The 14,581-nt window shown below is 69.8% G+C and carries 12 protein-coding genes; 2 read left to right on the top strand and 10 right to left on the bottom strand.

The features are described 5' to 3' along the window. Positions 1-43 precede the first annotated feature (43 nt). From GGQ96_RS08405 to GGQ96_RS08365, 9 genes are all read right to left on the bottom strand, one after another. Positions 44-1,213: a glycosyltransferase family 2 protein gene (locus tag GGQ96_RS08405; protein WP_184113548.1), complete on the bottom strand. Its 1,170-nt coding sequence runs from the start codon at positions 1,211-1,213 to the stop codon at positions 44-46. Next, positions 1,210-2,433 carry a glycosyltransferase family 4 protein gene (locus GGQ96_RS08400; protein ID WP_184113546.1) on the bottom strand — a complete coding sequence of 408 codons (1,224 nt, stop codon included), beginning with the start codon at positions 2,431-2,433 and terminating at the stop codon, positions 1,210-1,212. Before GGQ96_RS08400 ends, GGQ96_RS08405 begins: the two co-directional genes overlap by 4 nt. Before the next feature lie 180 nt (positions 2,434-2,613). Next, complete coding sequence (locus tag GGQ96_RS08395; RefSeq protein WP_184113544.1) at positions 2,614-4,161, bottom strand: hypothetical protein; 1,548 nt, start codon at positions 4,159-4,161, stop codon at positions 2,614-2,616. A gap of 77 nt (positions 4,162-4,238) precedes the next feature. Then, positions 4,239-5,630, bottom strand: coding sequence for an oligosaccharide flippase family protein (locus GGQ96_RS08390; RefSeq protein WP_184113542.1), 1,392 nt, complete (start codon positions 5,628-5,630; stop codon positions 4,239-4,241). Positions 5,631-5,634: 4 nt separating this feature from the next. Next, positions 5,635-6,876 carry a glycosyltransferase family 4 protein gene (locus GGQ96_RS08385; protein ID WP_184113540.1) on the bottom strand — a complete coding sequence of 414 codons (1,242 nt, stop codon included), beginning with the start codon at positions 6,874-6,876 and terminating at the stop codon, positions 5,635-5,637. Further along, positions 6,876-7,682: a CpsD/CapB family tyrosine-protein kinase gene (locus GGQ96_RS08380; protein ID WP_184113538.1), complete on the bottom strand. Its 807-nt coding sequence runs from the start codon at positions 7,680-7,682 to the stop codon at positions 6,876-6,878. Before GGQ96_RS08380 ends, GGQ96_RS08385 begins: the two co-directional genes overlap by 1 nt. An 18-nt stretch (positions 7,683-7,700) precedes the next feature. Continuing rightward, positions 7,701-9,221, bottom strand: a complete 1,521-nt coding sequence (locus GGQ96_RS08375) for a GumC family protein (protein ID WP_184113536.1) — start codon at positions 9,219-9,221, stop codon at positions 7,701-7,703. Next, on the bottom strand, positions 9,218-10,444 hold the full coding sequence (locus GGQ96_RS08370; protein ID WP_184113534.1) for a hypothetical protein: 1,227 nt from the start codon (positions 10,442-10,444) through the stop codon (positions 9,218-9,220). Before GGQ96_RS08370 ends, GGQ96_RS08375 begins: the two co-directional genes overlap by 4 nt. Positions 10,445-10,536: 92 nt before the next feature. Further along, entirely contained in the window at positions 10,537-11,157 is a 621-nt protein-coding gene (locus tag GGQ96_RS08365) for a polysaccharide biosynthesis/export family protein (RefSeq protein ID WP_246360339.1), read from the bottom strand. Between the two features lie 108 nt (positions 11,158-11,265). Between GGQ96_RS08365 and GGQ96_RS08360 the strand changes: the two genes are divergently transcribed. Then, positions 11,266-12,927 carry a tetratricopeptide repeat protein gene (locus GGQ96_RS08360; protein WP_184113532.1) on the top strand — a complete coding sequence of 554 codons (1,662 nt, stop codon included), beginning with the start codon at positions 11,266-11,268 and terminating at the stop codon, positions 12,925-12,927. Further along, positions 12,924-13,667 carry a WecB/TagA/CpsF family glycosyltransferase gene (locus tag GGQ96_RS08355; RefSeq protein ID WP_184113530.1) on the top strand — a complete coding sequence of 248 codons (744 nt, stop codon included), beginning with the start codon at positions 12,924-12,926 and terminating at the stop codon, positions 13,665-13,667. The genes GGQ96_RS08360 and GGQ96_RS08355 overlap by 4 nt, the downstream gene beginning before the upstream one ends. A gap of 58 nt (positions 13,668-13,725) precedes the next feature. Here the strand turns inward: GGQ96_RS08355 and GGQ96_RS08350 are convergent, their stop codons facing one another. Continuing rightward, positions 13,726-14,565, bottom strand: a complete 840-nt coding sequence (locus GGQ96_RS08350) for an EpsD family peptidyl-prolyl cis-trans isomerase (protein WP_184113528.1) — start codon at positions 14,563-14,565, stop codon at positions 13,726-13,728. Positions 14,566-14,581 lie beyond the last annotated feature (16 nt).

Below are 14,581 nucleotides of genomic sequence, written 5' to 3'. Positions count from 1 at the left end.
CATAGGTCGGGCGAGGTGACGGTCCGGTTAATAGATGGTCCTGTCAATCACGGTCGGTACGAATCCAGCTTCGCTCCCGCCGGAACAGGGCCGCCGCCGTAACGCCCAACTTCCAGATGATATAGCGCGGAATCGTCTGCCACCCCTTCAACAGGTCGTCGCGCCCGTGGAGCAGCAGCGAGCCGAGCGTCGCGACCAGCGCCAGTCCGGTGGGGATGGCGATCGTCGCCAGTGCCCCCCGGCCGATGCCGAACAGTGCGAGCAGCGACAGCAGCAGGATGGCCAGGATGTCGAGCGCGAGCAGCGGCAGGAAGGGCGGCGTCAGCAGATGCAGGCCCAGCCAGGCGAGCGCCGGCCGACCGCGGCGAAGGCCCTGCCCGATTACCGCCCCGGCATGATCGCCAGCGACCTGGAAGAAGCCCGATTCCCAGCGCCGACGCTGCACCTCGGTGCCGCGATCCGAACTGGTCGCGCTGGTGACGACCGCCTGCGGATCGAACAGCGGCGGCGTGCCGTCCAGGCTGGCGCTGACGCCCAGCATCAGATCCTCGGCGACATGGCCGGTATCCAGCGGCAGACGGGCGAAGACGCGCCAGGGAAAGGCCATGCCCGATCCGGTCAGCAGCGCGGGCGCGCCGATCCGCGCGCCCCCGAGCTGGCGCACCGCGTTCTTGACGTAGAAGGCGGCGGCGGAGAAGCGCGCGGTGCTGGAGACGCTGTCGTCGACCGTCATCGTATAGGCCGCCTGCACCGGCCGGCCACTGGCGATGGCGCGCGTCGCCAGCAGGGCGAGCGCGCCAGGCGCGGGGACCGTATCGGCATCGACCACGATCACGCAGGGCGGCGGGTCGCCAGCCAGATGCGCCCGGCCAAAATCGAGCGCGAACCCCTTGCCCCGCCGGCTGGTGTCGTGCCGCTCGACCACCTCCGCTCCGGCGGCCAGGGCCACGGCGGCGGTGGCATCGGTGCAATTGTCCGCCACCACCAACACCCGCATCGCCGGCGGCAGGCCGGCGAACAGGCCGGCAAGCATCGCACCGATCCCGCGCGCCTCGTCATGCGCAGGGATCAGCACCACCCCCTCCGCCAGCGCGTCGAGCGCCGCGCCGTCGGACGGCCGCGCAGGGACCATGCCCAGCCCCGCCTCGACGACGAACACGCAGGTCACGATCGCCAGCGGCAGGACCAGGATCAGGCAGAGCAGGTCGATCATGCCGCCGCTCCCAGGTTCCGACCATCGCCGTCGCGCAGATAGCCGAGCAGCCGCGCCGCGTTGCGCCGCACGTCATAGCCGGCCAGCGCGCGGCGGCGGCCCTCCGCGCCCATCGCGGCGCGTTGCGCGGGATCGATCGACAGCGCCTCGACCATCGCATCGGCCAGATGCTCGGCCGACCCGGCGGGGACGACCCAGCCGCAACCGGCGTCGACCAGTTCGGGCACCCCGGCGATCGCAGTAGTGACGACGGGCGTGCCGACCGCCAGCGCCTCCATGATCACCACCGGCAGCCCTTCGGCGAAGCTGGGCAGCACCATCGCCTTGGACGCGCGCAGCTGCGCCGCGACCGTGGCGCCGTCGCGACTGCCCATCAGCGTGATCTGCTCGCCGAGGCCCAGTCGGGCGATCTCGCGCTCCAGCATCGGCCGGAGGTCGCCGTCGCCGATCAGCGCGATGCGCGGCCGGATGCCACGCCGGGCCAGCAGGTCGAAGGCCTGGACCAGCACGGGAAGTCCCTTCTGCTCCGCCAGCCGGGCGATGCAACAGAAGTCATAGCCGGGCTGCGGCTCGACCCGGCTCGCCTCCAGCGCCGCGAAGTCCGCGCCGCAGCCGACGATTCGGACCTTGTCCCAATGCTCCACCCCGGTCCAGCGCCACAATTGGCTGCGGCAGAAGGAGGTGATCGCCACCACCAGCGCGGCATGGGCGACCTTGGGCGCGATAGCGTTGCTGGGCGGGTGATCCAGTTCCTCCGGCCCGTGCACCGTGAAACTATAGGCTGGGCCGCCCAGACGCCGCGCCAGCATCGCCACCGTCGTCGCATTGGTGGAGAAATGCGCATGGACATGGGTGATGCCCAGCGCCCGCGCGCGGCGAACGAAATGGATCGCCTCCAGCAGCGCGGCGACATGGCGCACGATGCCGTCGCCCGCCGCCTTGCGCACCTGCCACCAGAGCGGCAGTACGCGGACCAGCCGCGGCAGGTTCGTCGCCAGCGCCAGCAGCAACGACACGAACAGGCCGGCGACATTGCCGCTCAGCAGATACTCGGTCTGCGCCTGCTCCTCGACATCGGTCGGCTCGACCAGCGGCTTGTCCCAGCGACGAATGGCGAAGCGCGTGACCGGCTGGCCCTCCGCCTCGATCCCGCGGATTTCCCGCCGGATGAAGGTGGTGCTGGTCTGCGGATAGGTGTTGAGAAGATAGGCCAGCTTCATCGCAACGACTCCGGTCCGCCACGGCGGCCATCCTTCGCCGGGGACGGGCCGCCGACGACATCACGAACGGGGCGGCTTCGATCCATCATGCCGCCATCGTTACAGAAGTGGATCAAGATCGCCAACCGCCAGAATGATGCAATGCAACATAAACCTGGCCCGTGCGGATTCCGGCCCTTGTCATGGCGTCGCAGTCTGGCGTGCGAAGGCCAGCGCCGCCCGACGCTTGGGAGTCTGGTCGAGGGGCTGGCCGGCATATTCGCGGATGCCCCAGGCCCCGCCGCCGCCGGCCGGGCCGGTGGCGTTGTACAACACCATCAGGTCGCCGACCCTGGCCTTCCACGCCGCGATATAGTCGCGATACAGCCGCTCCATCTCCGGCGAACGATTGACCTGCTGGACCCGCTCGCCACCGCCCGGCGTGAAATCGGTGACGTGCTGCCCGCCCTCGTAGGTGATCAGCCGCTTGCCCTTGCCGCGCACCAGATCGAGCGTCTTCCAGGCCTGCGCCAGCACATTGGCCTGTCCTCGGCGCAGCGACGCCAGGCGTTCGGGCAGCGGCGCGGTCAACGCCGCGCTCGCGTCATATTGGAAATAGGGGGCGATCGCCACCGCATCGATGGCGTCGGGCAATCCCGGATAGGCCAGGATCTGCTCGGTCGCCCAAGGGTTGACCGCCTGCGACCCGGCGACCCGCACCAGCGACGCGGGCCGGTCCGCAAAGGCGGCCGACCAGATACGCATCGTCGCGATCGTCTTCTGGCTGTAGCGCTTCAGATTCGCCTGGAAGCCGTTCGTGTCGAGCCCGGCGGCCAGTCCCTCCTTCTGAATCTGGTGCGCCAGGGGGAAGGCATAGTTCCACGGCTCGTTCGCCAACTCGACATAGGCGCGATGCCCCGGCGGCAGACGGTCATGGACCAGCTTGGCCATCCGGGTGACATAGTCCGCATCGGCATTCCATGGGATGGTGAACCAGGGGTCGGCGTCGGCCGCCTTGGCCAGTGCCAGCATCTGTTCCAGCGCCACGCCGCGCGCCCGGTCGACCTGGTTGATGCCGTTGGGCAGCGACCGGTTCGCCCAGGTGAAGGTGTCCGGATTGGGATTGGCGGACGACCAGTCCAGGAAGCGGATCACGCTGAACGGCTTCAGGCTGTCGACGAACTGGGTCGCGAAGACCTGGTCGCGCGGCGCGCCCTTCTCGCGACAGTCCACATCGCGGACCGGATCGGCGGCGCTCATGTTCGACAGCTCCAGCCAGTTCCGGCTGTTTCCTTCGGGCGGCGGCGCGGCGGGCCAGTCGAAGGTCAGGCTGTGGTCGCTGCGGAAAAGGTTCTTGCGGCTGCCGCCGATGCTCACATCGCCGCTCCCGGTCCAGGTGCAGCGGATGGACACGGTCCGGCCGGTGAAGACGGCCGAAGGCGGGGTCAGGATGCGCGCATAACTGGCGCCCGCGGGCATCTGGCGGACCATGCCGAGCGAGTCGATCTGGCTGTCGGGCAGGTCCTGCCACTTGTCCTTGGTATCGACCCAATGGCTGCCGGTGAGCAGGTTCATGAAGGCGTATTCGCCGGAATAATAATCGATCGAGGACAGGTTGATGCCCATCTCGAAGCGGGCGCCCTTCACCGGGCCGGCCGTGGCGGCGGCCTGGGGCTGCGCCTGGCAGGCGGTTGGTCCGCCGGCGAACAGCGCCAGGCCCAGCCACGCGTAACGATAGGATTTGGTCATCCAGCATCTCCTGCCGGCGGCCCGGTCCGGCCCGCCCTGGCGATTGGCCCCTTAAACCCTCCCCGCGCCGTTCCGGGTCAATGGATGTGGAACAGCGCCCGGATCACCCATTGCCCGGCCCATCCCGTGGCGATGCCGCCCGCCCCGGCGAGCAGGATCAGCAGCTCGCGCGGCACGTCCAGCAGCCGCTGCCGCGCGAGCGCGACCCAGCCGAAGACCTGCGCCATCAGCTCGATCGTGCCGACCACCCAGATCACCCCGATCGGGCCGGCATAATGATAGGCCGCCGTGCCGCCCAGCACGAGATAGGCGAGCCGGGCGACATTGGCGGTGAAGGTGTAGCGCTGGTGCCCGGTGGCGATCATCACCTCGTTGATCGAGGAGCTGCTCATCATGAAGAAGCTGGAGATCGCCAGGATGCCCAGATAATGACCCGCCTGTAGATAGCGGGGATCGTACATCAGCTCGACCAGCAGCTGCGACACGCCGATCAGCCCGCCGACCGCGAAGCCGTAGAGCAGGGTCGGCTTCATCCGGGTCGCGTAGAATTCGGCGCGCATCCGCTCCGGCGCGCGGCGCGCCACCTCGGCGAGGCGGGGATAGAGGACGCGGCCGACATAGCCGCTGACCAGTCCGACCGGCGCCGCCGCCAGCCCCGCCGCCAGCATGTAGAGGCCGAACATCGCCAGCGGGAAGGTCTTCGACAGCACCACCTTGTCGGCCTGGCCGATGACCAGCGTCAGCATCGTCGAGCCGGTGATGAAACGCGAGAATTTCCACATCTCGCGCACCCGCTCGCGGCTGTAGCGCCAGCGGCGGGCCGAGTTGGGGAACATCGCATAGCTGAGCCACATCGACAGGATCAGCGTCATGTTGTTGGCGATGATGATCGCCCAGTAATTGTGGAAGATCAGCGCCATGCCGATCGTCGCGGACATGGTGAAGATCTGCGTGCCGATGTCGATCGCGCTCAGTCGCTTGAGCTGGCGGTTGCGCACGGCGGTCACGCTGCTCAGCGAACTGCATCCCTCGAAGAAGAACAGCAGCCCGCCGACCGCGATCGGCCAGTGCAGTTCCGGCTTGCCCAGGAACACGGAGATCGGCCCCGCGAACAGGAAGACGCCGGTGGTCAGCACCAGCGACCGGATCATCCGCAGCGTCCAGACCTCGTCCAGGAAGGTCGGCTCGTTGCTGCGATCGTGTCGGACGACAAAGGCGATGATGCCGATGTCCGACAACAGGCCGAAGGTGACCGCGACCGACGAGATGACGCCGATGACGCCGAACGCCTCCGCGCTCAGCATCCGGGTCAGGATCATCGACCCCACGACCCGGATCATGTTCTGAATCAACATGGTGCCGACGACGATCGCGGTGTCGCCGGCCATGATCCGGCGCGCCGCCTCGATCGCTCCGACGGGGGACAGGCGCGGGATGAAAGCGGGAATCAGGAAGGAACGCACGGCCATGCCGCTACGCCGCCCGGCCGGAAATGGCCAGCGCGTAACTGTCCTGCCAGCGGGACAGCAGGTCGCGCCAGCGGAAGCCCAGCGCCTCCGCCTTGGCGCGCGCCCGCGCCGACATCCGGTCCGCCGCCTCGGGATCGGTGGCAAGCTGGGTCATCCCCGCGGCCAGCGCCGCGACCACCGCCGCCTCGCCGCCGTCCGGCGCGACCAGCACCGCTTCGCCCGCATCGAGCAGTTCGCGCGGCCCGGCCCAGTCGAGGCACAGGATCGGCAGGCCCAGCGTCATCGCCTCCTGATAGGCGATGCCATTCGCCTCGGCGAGTGCGGGCTGGAGCAGTCCGCGATAGCCGCCCAGCCGGTCATACATCGCCGGGCCCGGCGTCATCCAGCCATGAAAGGTCACTCGCCCGGCCACGCCCAGCGTGGTCGCCAGCGCTTCCAGCGCGCCGCGTTCCTCGCCGTCGCCAATGACATCCAGCGTCACGCGCGGGTCGCTCGCCGCGACCGCGCGGATCGCCAGGTCGCAACCCTTATAGCCGACCAGCCGCCCGACATGCACGAACCGGAAGTTCTCGCCCAGCTGGCGGAAACGCGGGCGATCGACCAGCGCATCGGGAATGCCCGAGTCGAGCGTCGGGACGAACTGCGCGGGCGAACAGCCGGCCAGCCGCAGCGACCGCGCCGTGCGATCGCCGCCCGCGACCAGCAGGGTCGCCCGGCGCTTGCCCCGGAAGACACGGCCCAGCGTCCATTGCAGCGCCGCGATGGCCGCCTGTTTCGCGCCGCTCGCCCGGGGATCGCGCGCGGCGAAAGCGGGCGGATAGGTGACGTTGCCGTTGAGCGGGCCGATCACCACCGGAACGCCGGGAAAGCGGAAATAGGGCAGGACGGGCGAGATGGGCGAGGTGAAATGTACCAGATCGGGTCGGAACCGCGCCGCCACCGTCTCCGCCAGCCGATGCAACTGCCAGGCGTTGAGCAGCGCGAGCAGCGGCCCCGCCTTCATCCGGAACAGCCGGATCTGGAGCGGCGTGTCCTCGACATAGTCGATCGCCAGCTCGGGATAGTCGCGCGCCATCTCGTCGCGGACCCGGGCATGGGCGACCTGCCGCACCTCATGCCCCAGCGCGCGCAGCTCCAGATGGATCTGCAGTGCCTTCAGCCCCTCGCCGCCCATCCGGCGCGAGATGTTGGGCGCGACGAGCAGGATGCGTCGCGGCGCGCCGCTCGCCGCCGCCTGGCTGGTCATCAGTTGTAATAGTCCGAGTAGCCGCTGCCCTTGCCATAGCCATAGCCGTAGTCGCCGCCGGCAAAGCCCTTGATATACCGGTTCAGCACCGTGCCGAAGCAGCGAACCGACCCCAGCAGCCGGCGCGAGTCGCGCACTTGCTTGGCGGTGGTGACGCCGTCCTCCACGACCATGATATAGCCGTCGATCAGTTCGCTGACGATCATGCTGTCGTCATTGGCGAAGACCGGCGGCAGGTCGCACAGCACCACCGCTTGGCCGGGGATGGCGCGCATCGACGCGATCAGCCCCTGCAACCGCGCGCTGGCGAGCAGTTCGGACGAATGGACCCGCGCCTCGGCGGTGGGATAGAGCGTCAGCCGCTCGCCCTCCACACCCCATGCGATCGTGGACAGGTCGTCGACCTCCCCCGCCAGATATTCGGTGACGCCCTGCTGGACCGGAATGTTGAAGCGTTCCGCAACCGACCCGCGCCGCAGGTCGAGATCGACCAGCACCGTCTGCATTTCGGGCAGGCGCGCCAGCGAGGCGGCGAGGTTGCTGGCGACGAAGGTCTTGCCGACCTGCGGCGTCGCCGAAGTGATGCCGATCACCCGCACCCCCTCGCCCACCAGGCGCGCGATCTGCGTGCGCAGCAGGTTGAACGGACGCGAGCGCTGGTCGCGACTGCGAAATCCCACGATCGCCTCGCCCAGCTGGTCAGCCGGGATAACGTGGCGGGGGGTGGTTGACAGCGGGGTTGCCGCAGTGGTCGGGTTGGCGCTGGCCAGAGGAACCGCCCCGGCGGCCGGAGACTGATAGATCATCGACTGTCCTTTAGCCCGTTAGCCGGCAGCGACGGCGGGGTCGGCCGTCCGCTTGCGCCGGCGGAACCAGCGACGCTTTGCGTTGGTCGCGTCCCGATCGTCGTCGCCGTCCGTCTCCTGCACGGGACGCCGGCCGGCGATCTGCGGAATGATCACCATCGGCGGCTCGCCCGTCACCGCCTGCAGCGAACCGACGCCGCGGATCGGCCGCATGATGAATTCCAGAACCAGCGCGATGCCCAGGCCGAGCGCCGCGCCGGCGACGATGCCGCCCAGCGCCAGCAAGGGGCGGTTGGGCCAGGTCGGCTTGTCCGGCGCGACCGGCGGATCGATCACGCTCAACCGTTCGCCGCGCTGCTGTTCGCTGATCCGGGCGCTGCCGCGCGCGTTGATCAGGTTGGTCTGCACCGTCTGGTAGTTGGTGCGCAGGCCCTCGGCCTTGGCCTGGAGCTGCGCGATCTGCTCGTTGACCGCCGGTGCCCTGGCCTGGGCGTTGGCGAGCGCGGCGGTGCGGGCGCTGTCGTTGCTCAGCGCCGCCTGCAGGCTGCTGATCGCCGCCGCGTTGGAGGCGATCTGGCTGCGGATCGCCGAACCCGTGTTCGCCTTGGCGACGTTAACCGCCGCGAACTTGCGCGCCTCGGCCAGCCGCTGCCGCGCCGCCAGCACGTCCGGGTGCGTGTCCGAATAGACGGCCTGGGCGGCGGCGAGCTGCGCCTCCGCCGCCTGCACCGCGGGATCGCGATCGGTGGCACTGGCCTGGAGCTTGAGCTGCGCCTGGAGCTGGGCGTTCTCGCGCTGGAGCGCGGCGATCTGCGCCTGGTAGCCGCCACCACCGCCGCCACCCAGCATCATCATGCCGCCGGTCGACAGCGCCATGCCGTTCTCGGCCTTGATCGCCTCGATCTGGCGTTCGATCGCGTTGATCTGGCCCAGCAGGCCATTGGCCTGGTCCTGCAGGAACTCGACCGTGCCGGTCGCCGCCTGCGCGGTCTGGGTCGCGTCCAGCTTCACCAGACGCTCGACGAAGTCCTGCGCGACGATCTGCGCCTTTTGCGGGTCGGAATAGTCGAAGGTCAGGCTGAAGGCGATCGTGTTGGTGCCGCCGGGTCCGGTCTGGATGTCGGCGCTGACCGGCGACAGGTTGGTCGCCTTGCGCATCTTGTCGATCACTTCGGACAGCGGCTTGGACCCGCGCTCCTCCGGATAGAGATTGTTGTTCTCGATCAACTCGATCAGGTCGGGTCGGCTGAGCACCTGCTGGCGGATCTTGGCGATGCGCTGGTCAATCAGGCTGGTGTTCTGCTGCTGCCCGACGAGCTGCGCGGGCAGTTCCGGCGATTCGACGAGCAACGTCGCCGACGACCGGTACCGCGCCGGCAGCAGCACCGCCGCCGCCACGCCGACGATCGTGCACAGCACGATCGGCACGATGATCCACCAGCGCCGCTGCCACAGGATCGAAGGCAGATAGGCGATCAGGTCGCCGCCGCCCTCGCCGCCATCCGTATCGGCGGAATAGCCCGAATATCCGTCGTTCATCGTAGTCCGCCCAAGGAAAGCGTGAGACCCAGGCGCCCGAAGACGCTGTCGCCGCCGGTCGCGCCGCCCGCGGTCCGGAAGCCGCTGGAGACGTGGCGATAGCCGGCCGAGGCTAGCGCCGACACATGGCGCCCGAGCTGGCGCTGGTAGCTGCCGTCGACCGAGGTGAAATCCTGGCTGGCGGGCAGCACGCCCTCCGACAGTTCCGGCGCGCCGTTGTTGATATGGTTGTAGGTCGCCGACGCCGACACGGTCGACACCTCGCTCAGCCGGTAGCCGAGATTCGCGCCGGCCGTGGTCGCGGTCCTGACCCCGCCGAAACCGGTCACGCTCGGCTCGCGCGACGCGAAGGCGCAGAAATTGCCGCGCTCCGAGAAGGTCCGGCACAGGGTGCCGGTCGCGGAGACCGTGACCGAGGTGCCGCTGATCCGGTCGTGCACGATCGCGCCGCCCACCGCCGCGTTCAGCGTCCAGCGCGGCGATAAGGTGCGGTTATAAGTGACGCGCGGCGTGAAGAAGGAGGAGGAGAAGCCGCGATCATAGTCGACGAACGAGGCCGACACCTGCAGGCCCACCGAGGACAGCTCGTTGATCGACCGGCTGAAGCCGGCATTCGCGCCATATTGCGTGAAGTCGCCGAGCAGGATCGATTGCCGCGCCCCGCCCGGATAGGTCGAGCGCGAGGCGTTGACGCCGCCGAACAGGCTGGTCCGCTCGCTGAGGAGATAGGAGGCGCTGGCGGAGGTGGAGACGGTCTTGCGGCGCTGGCGCAGCCCGATCAGGCCGATATCGCCATCCACCGGGATCGTCACCACCGGCGCGGTGCCGATCGGCGCCGACACCACCGGCAGACTGCCCGAATCGGCCGCGCCCGAGCCGATGCCGGTCCCCGTCCCACCGGCTCCCGGCGTGATCGGCACAACCTGACCGATCGGCGCGAAATTGCCCGCGCCGCCCAGGATCGAGCTGTCATAGCTGGCGACCACGTCGATACCGGTCCGCGCGTCGAACTGCTTGTGGCCGCTCGCCGAGGCCTGATAGCCGTTGTTGCTGCCGTAACGGGTGAAGAAGTCCTGCCGGTTGTACGAGCCCGCGACCACCGCCCGGTCGACGCCGTCGACAAAGGTGATCGACGGCATGATGTTGAGCGTCGTCGAGGCGCTGCCCTCCGCGCCGCCCGCCCCCAGGAACGGATTGCTGTCATAGCCCAGGCCGCCCGACACGGTCAGCGCCGGGACGGTGCGGACCTGCGCGGCGACGGCCAGCGGCGCGACCGCCGCGCCCGTGGCGGCGGCCAGCCAGAAGGAGCGCCGAATTACGGGACGACGACCGTGTCGCCGGCTTGCAGCACGGGCAGGCCCGCCAGGTCGCGCTGGCTGGGATTGCCGCGCAGCGCGTCGGTCAGCCGCACGCGGATCGGCGACAGGCCACTGCCCTGCTTGCGCATGATCACCACGTCATTGGTCTGGGCGAATTCGCTGGGACCGCCCGCCAGGCCGATCGCCTCCAGCACGTTGACATATTTGCCGGGCGCGAAGGTGCCAGGCGTCCGCACCTTGCCCATCACCGAGAAGCTGAAGCCGCTGGGCGCGGTGATCGACACCGTCACCTGCGGCACCTGCTCGCGAAACTGGCTGGCGAGACCGCGGGTGATGACCTGCTCCAGCTCGCTCGGCAGCTTGCCCGCCGCCTCAACCCGGCCGACCAGCGGATAGGAGAAGCTGCCGTCCGGCAGCACCTTGACGACGCGGCGCAGGCGATCCTCGCCCCAGACATAGACTTCCAGCTCGTCGCCCGGATTGATCCGATAGGGAGCGGCCGTACCGCCCGCCGTGGCTGCGGCCCTGCCGGCCTGCGCCAACGCCGCGGAGCCGCCCGTGATCGACGCAAGCGCCAGCACGAGCGCGCTCGACGCCCGCAACATCACCATCTTCATCGCGATCCCCTTCGACGCTTGTACCGGTACGGGCTTGCCTTACCCGCTCGACCGGGGAAAAGCCATATGGGACGGTGGATTGGGCTGACATGGCCCGGATGGGGACATATGCGCAGCTTGGTGGCTTCCGTTAAGATTTCCGCGCTATGGCCGCCTTCGCGCCGTGGAGCGCTCGCGACCGGACGGCACCGCGCGACGGTGCCGCTCGTCGCGCTCGCCCTGGCGCTGTCGGCGTGCCAGTCCGCCAACGAGCGCGCCGCCGCCGCCCAGGCCCAGGCGCAGCAGCTTGCGGCAATGGGGGATTTCCGCGGCGCCCAGATCCAGTTCGACAAGGCGGTGCAGCTGCGCGATGATTCGCCCGACCTGTGGATCGCGCGGGCGCGCAACCAGATCCAGCTCGGCAATTACAACGGCGCGTTCGGCTCGTTCCGCGCCGCGCTGGATCAGGACCGGTCGAATCGCGAGGCGATCGACGCACTGGCGCAGCTCTCGCTGGCCAGCAATTCGCTCGACGATGCCAGTCGCTATGCCGACCAGTTGCTTGCGATCGATCCCGGCAGCCTGAACGGACGGTTGGTCCGCGCCACCGTGGCGCTGCGGCGCGGCCGGCTCGACGCGGCGGAGCAGATGTCCAAGGCGCTGATCGCCGAACAGCCCGAGCAGGAAGTGGTGCGGGTGCTCGCCAGCCGCGTCGCCGAGCAGCGCGGCGACCTGAAACAGGCGGTGGCGCTGATTGCGCCGATCTTCTCGCAAGGCGGCGGCAGTCCCGACCTGCGCCGACAGCTCGCCTCGCTCTACCAGCGGAGCTACGACACGCCCGCGCTGCTGGCCGTCCTCCGGCGCGAGGCGGGCGCGCGCCCGACCGACCGCGACGGGCAGATCGCTTTGACGCGCACGCAGTTGCTGCTGGGTCAGGATGCCGCCGCCGCCGATACGCTGGTCGCGCTCTACAAGCCCGATGCCGACGATGCGCTGCGCGATTCGACCGTGACGATGTTCGCCGACGCCGACATCGCACCGGCGCGCCTGGCGGCGCTGCTGAACCGGGTGTCGTCCCCCCCGCCGGCGCTGGTGCTGGCGGTCGCCGAATATGCGGTCCGGCGCGAGGATTGGGCAACCGCGCGACGGCTGCTCGCCGGCTATGCCGGACAGGCGCCGACCGCCGCCACCACCGATGCGCAGGGCGCCCTCGCCGCCGCGCTGGCCGGGGCGGGCGGCGCGGCCGGCGCCACCGGTCTGGCCGATGCGGTGCTGGCGTTCGACGAGGACCAGCCCATGGCGCTGACCGCCCGCGCCACCGCCGCGCTGGCGCGGGGCGACGCCAACGCCGCGCTGCGCGACGCGCGGGTGGTGCTGCGCGACGATCCCCAGTCGCCCTATGCCTATGCGCTGCTCGCCCGCATCTACCGGGCGCAGGGCGACGCGCTGCTGTCGGACCGGACGCTGGCCGATGGCGCCCGCGCGGCGCCGGATGACGCGACGATGCTGCGCCTGTACGCCACGATGCTGGCGCAGCGCGACCGGCTGGACGAGGCGCTGTCGCTGGCGCGTGCCTTCACCTTGCGCAACCCGCTGTCCGCCTCCGCCTGGGCGACCCGACAGCGGCTATGCCGCGCCGCCGGCGATCCGGCCTGCGCGGCGCGGAGCACGGCCATCCTCGCCCGGCTGCACGGCCAGGCCGTGCCGATCCCGCCGCCGCCGCCGGACGAGACGGTCGGCTCCCCCGATTATTCCGCGCCCCCAGCCGATGACGGAGATTCGACGCCATGACCCGGACCCGCTTCATCGGCGTGGACTACGACCCGCTGACGCTGGACGACCTGCTCGATCGCTTCGCCCAGCGGCCGGCGGCGGCGCGCTTCGCCTATCTGGTCACGCCCAATGTCGACCATGTCGTGCGGCTGCATGACCCGATGCCCGACGGCGACGCGGTCTGGGCCGCCTATCGCGGCGCGGAATGGTGCGTATGCGACAGCCGCATCCTGGCCGCGCTCGCCCGGCGCCAGGGGATCGCACTGCCGGTCGCACCGGGCAGCGACTTGACCGCGCTGATCCTCGAGCGGCTCTGCCGGCCGGGCGACCGGATCGCGATCATCGGCGGTCGGGCCGAAACCGCCGAGCGGCTGCGCGCGCGCTATCCGGCGCTCGACATCGTCCATCACGCGCCGCCCATGGGCCTGCGTCGCAATGCCGCCGCGCTTGAAGCGGCCGCGCGCTTCGCCGCCGGCACGGGCGCGCGCTTCCTGTTCCTGTCGGTCGGCTCGCCCCAGCAGGAACTGCTCGCCGCCCGCATCGCCGCGCAGCCGGGCGCGACCGGCATCGGCCTGTGCGTCGGCGCGGCGGTCGAATTCGTGGTCGGCGAACAGACGCGCGCGCCCGAGCTGATGCAGCGCCTGCATCTCGAATGGGCGCACCGGCTGCTTGGCAATCCGCGCCGGATGTGGCGGCGCTATCTGGTCGAGGGGCCCCGCATCTTCCTCCTCGCCCGCCGTCACCGGCTAGGCGGCTGAACGAAAAAGGGGCGCGCCGCGTGGCACGCCCCTCCTCCGCGTCGCGGCAAGCGGTCGCTTACTTCTTCGCCGCGCCGCCCTTGGCGTCGGTCGGCGCGAAGCCCGGCTGATATTCGATCTTGGCCGACGCGCGGGCCTGCTCGACCTGCTTCTTGGCGATGTCGGACACGGCCTGGCGGCGGATCGCCTCGGCGGCGATGCGGCGGGCCTGGTCGCCGGTGATCGGCTGGACCTGCGGCGCGCCGAGCACGCTGACGATCACCCGGCCATTGGCGGCGAGGACGAAGGGCTCGCCCGCCGGCAGGCGCTTGAGCTGCGCGAGCAGTTCCGGGGGCGTCGCCGCAGTGTCGAGCTGCCCCTTCTGGCGGGCGAACTGGATGCCCATCTGGGTCAGGCGCGCCGCCACCGCGTCGAGCGTGTGATCCGCCTCAAGCGCCTTCAGCCGCGACGGATTCTCCGGCTGGGCGAAGACGATCTGGTCGGCCGGATAGATGGTGCGACCGGCGAACATGTCGGGATGTGCGGCGATATACTGGTCAATCTCGCTCTGGCTGGGCACCGGCACGTTCTTGGTCACCTGGTTGCCGAGCATCGAGATCATCAGCTCGTCGTTCATCCGGCGCTGGCGCTGGAGGAACTCCGGATCCTTGTCGATGCCCCGGTCATGCGCCTGCTGGACCATCAGCTTGCGGTTGATCAGGTTCTGGAGGGCAGCCGCGCGCAGCGCCGTCTTGTCGCCGCCCTGGGGGGCGTTCTGCAGCTCGCTGTTCAGTTCGGACAGCGAGACCTCCTCGCCATTCACCACCGCCACGACCTGGCCGGTCGCGGCGCGCTTGCAACCGGAGATCGAGACGGCGGCCGTCGCCAGCAGCGCGACCGTGATCATTTTGGAACGCATAACCTTCTTCCACTCC

The sequence above is a fragment of the Sphingomonas abaci genome (assembly GCF_014199625.1).
GTDB lineage: Bacteria > Pseudomonadota > Alphaproteobacteria > Sphingomonadales > Sphingomonadaceae > Sphingomonas > Sphingomonas abaci.
This window is presented reverse-complemented; position numbering and strand designations above follow the sequence as displayed.